This is a genomic window from Streptosporangium sp. NPDC006013, from assembly GCF_040614275.1.
Taxonomy (GTDB): domain Bacteria; phylum Actinomycetota; class Actinomycetes; order Streptosporangiales; family Streptosporangiaceae; genus Streptosporangium.
Genome location: NZ_JBEXUE010000807.1, coordinates 1 through 2,609 on the forward strand (window position 1 = coordinate 1; position 2,609 = coordinate 2,609).

Below are 2,609 nucleotides of genomic sequence, written 5' to 3' on the forward strand. Positions count from 1 at the left end.
GGATCAGTTGCGTCTTCCCTCGGTGTGCCCGGAGACCTCGGCCGCGACAAACAGGCCATTTGACCTGGGTCCGGATGACCCGCGACGATCTTCCGCGCCAATGGTCAAGCTTTGACTCTTCCCTACTCGCTATTTCTGAACATAGCGCTACTTCGGCCTGTTGTAGGCTGCCGACGTGAGCGCCGCCGCCCCGTCCCCCCGGTCCAGATTTAAAATATCCATTTTTCTGAGTTATCCGAAACCATGCAACTCCCGGCAAGAGGCGTTCGTCGAAGCACTCTGCGGCTATCTCGACGACCGCGGTTTCGCACCCCGGACCCTGGGCGTGACGGACTATGACATGGACGCCCCCTTGAAAGCGATCCGCCGTTTGATGCTTGAGTCAAACGCCTTGATCACGATTGCCTTCCGCCGGACATACGTCGAGCGGGCCGTTGGAAACCATCTGGCCGACTTGCCGGGCCGCTCCCCCTACGTCATCAGCGACCAATGGCTGACGAGCCCTTGGTCGCACATCGAGCCGGCCATGGCCTTCCAACTGGGGCTTCCCTCTCTGATCCTGCGGGAGCGCGGTGTAATCGCCGACGGCATACTGGAAAAAGGCATCCTGGGCAGCTACATGCCGGAGTTCGACACCTCCACACCCGTGGACGACTACTTCGACTCCCCCGAGTGGCGTGACCTCATCTGGAAATGGGAGAGCCAGACCCGAAAAGTAGTGGAGACCAAAGGGAATCCCCCGAAGCTGTATTGACTCATGTCATCGGCATACGACGACAGCGTCATCCTTGAGCGACGCGGCACAACCGTCGTCGGCCGGAACCTCACGCATCGCGCATCTGCCAGGGCCGGCGACGCGCCCCGGGTGGATAGCCCTGGAGCGCGGTTATGCGTCAGGCCGGCTCGGCGGCGACAGCGCCACGGCGGGCGCGCGTGCCGCCTCGCCGGTGAGCAGCCGTCCTCCAGTGGTGGCTGATCAGGGCGGCGGCGCACGCCAGAGCGACCAGCCCGAATCCGATGCCGACGAAGAGCACTGAGCTGATCCGCGACGCCGAACAGCGGCGTCACAGGTGGTTAAACTCCCGGCATGCGGATTCCAACGGACGGAGAGATTCGCGCGCTGCACGCGAAGTACGCGCCCACCCGGGAAGCGTTCGATCTCGTCTACACCCACTGCGAAATCGTGTGTGGAATCGCGGAACAGCTCCTCCCCCGTGCCGACCCCGATCTCGATACGGACCTGGTGCGGGCCGGCAGCCTGCTTCATGACATCGGGGTGTACCGGTTGTACGACCAGGATGGAAGGCTCGATCACGCACGCTATGTGCGTCACGGGATACTCGGCTACCAACTCCTCCTTGACGAGGGGTTCCCGGAGAAGATCTGCCGCTTCTGTTCCTGTCACACCGGGGTGGGAATCAACCGTCACGACATACGGCGGCAAGGCCTCCCGCTGCCACCTGCCGACTACGTAGCGGAATCAGCCGAAGAAGAACTTGTGATGTACGCGGACAAGTTTCACAGCAAAACCGATCCCCCAACATTTGTCTCCGCCATCTCCTACGCCGCTCAGGTCCGGCGCTTCGGCGAGGAAAAGGCCGTGATCTTCAAGTCGATGTGCGAAAGCTTCGGAGTTCCCGATCTCGCACCGTTCGTCACCACGTACGGGTACGCCGTGGTGTGACACGCTCTCCATCGAGTCGGCGGCTGGCCCGTAAGGTGCACGCCCCAGCCTTGATCGACGTGGAGATCGCATCGGTGGTACGCGGGCACGTGATCACCAGTAAGCCGGAGGTACGCATCTCCGAGGCAAGGGCCCGGATCATGCTGGAACGCTACGCCCAACTCAAGATCGTGCGGCACCCGACGCTGCCTCTGCAGTCGCGGGCGCTGGAGTTGCGGAACAATCTCACCGCGTATGACGGCATGTACGTGGCCCTCGCCGAACTGCTGGGGGTGCCGCTGCTCACCGATGACACCAAGTTCGCCGGCTCCGCGGGGCACCGGGCGGAGATCCACCGCTACCCACCGCCGTGAACAGGAGCCGGTCAGGCACGGTTTCCACCAGAGGAAATGGTGATGCTGCTGGTCGCGTACGAGTGTGGCCCCGCTCGGATTCGCAGTGGACACGGTGCGGATGAGCATCGGCGACCAGCGGCTGTACCGCACCGCCTTCCGCACCCTCGACGAGATCGACCGTCTCACGGATCTGGCCGGCCTTCGGGCTGTTCGGCCTCAGCCGCGCGTGCTCTCGTCGCTCCGCTCGTTCAGCGGGGTCAGGGCGGCCGAGGCCACGTCGTGGTCCATCCCGGTCGCCTCAAGCAAATCGACGGCGATGGAGCGCAGCTGCGCGATGATGACGTTCGCGGAGAAGCCCAGGTTTTTCGGCCGCTCCCGCGCGGCGAGGGCGAGCAACGCCTGCCTGGCCAGCATCGGTTCGCGCCCAGCCCCCAGTTCGAGCTGCAGCAGCAGCGCCGCCTCCGAGACCTCGCGCAGCAACTCGGCCAGCGCGGCCGGTGGCGGGCCGGCCTCACCCAGCGCCGCGGTCGCTCTGCTGCCCGCCAGCCCGCTCACCATCGCGGGCAGGCATCTGTCCGGCGTGCTCGACG

3 protein-coding genes and 1 pseudogene are annotated in these 2,609 nt (G+C 64.6%); 3 read left to right on the forward strand and 1 reads right to left on the reverse strand.

Translation table 11 applies throughout. From position 1 onward, the window contains the following. Positions 1-175: 175 nt before the first annotated feature. The 3 genes from ABZ260_RS49755 to ABZ260_RS49765 all read left to right on the forward strand — a co-directional run bounded on the left by ABZ260_RS49755 (position 176) and on the right by ABZ260_RS49765 (position 2,037). On the forward strand, positions 176-754 hold the full coding sequence (locus tag ABZ260_RS49755; RefSeq protein ID WP_355632619.1) for a hypothetical protein: 579 nt from the start codon (positions 176-178) through the stop codon (positions 752-754). Positions 755-1,087: 333 nt separating this feature from the next. Further along, complete coding sequence (locus tag ABZ260_RS49760; RefSeq protein ID WP_355632622.1) at positions 1,088-1,684, forward strand: HD domain-containing protein; 597 nt, start codon at positions 1,088-1,090, stop codon at positions 1,682-1,684. Continuing rightward, positions 1,681-2,037: a type II toxin-antitoxin system VapC family toxin gene (locus ABZ260_RS49765; RefSeq protein ID WP_355632625.1), complete on the forward strand. Its 357-nt coding sequence runs from the start codon at positions 1,681-1,683 to the stop codon at positions 2,035-2,037. The genes ABZ260_RS49760 and ABZ260_RS49765 overlap by 4 nt, the downstream gene beginning before the upstream one ends. A 198-nt stretch (positions 2,038-2,235) precedes the next feature. Here ABZ260_RS49765 and ABZ260_RS49770 read toward each other — a convergent pair. Then, positions 2,236-2,609 (reverse strand): annotated as a pseudogene (locus ABZ260_RS49770) (hypothetical protein); the annotation flags it as partial.

What these genes read in the sequence shown, in the direction of transcription:
- ABZ260_RS49760 (WP_355632622.1), top strand. Translation starts at nt 1,088, where the DNA reads ATGCGGATTCCAACGGACGGAGAGATTCGCGCGCTGCACGCGAAGTAC.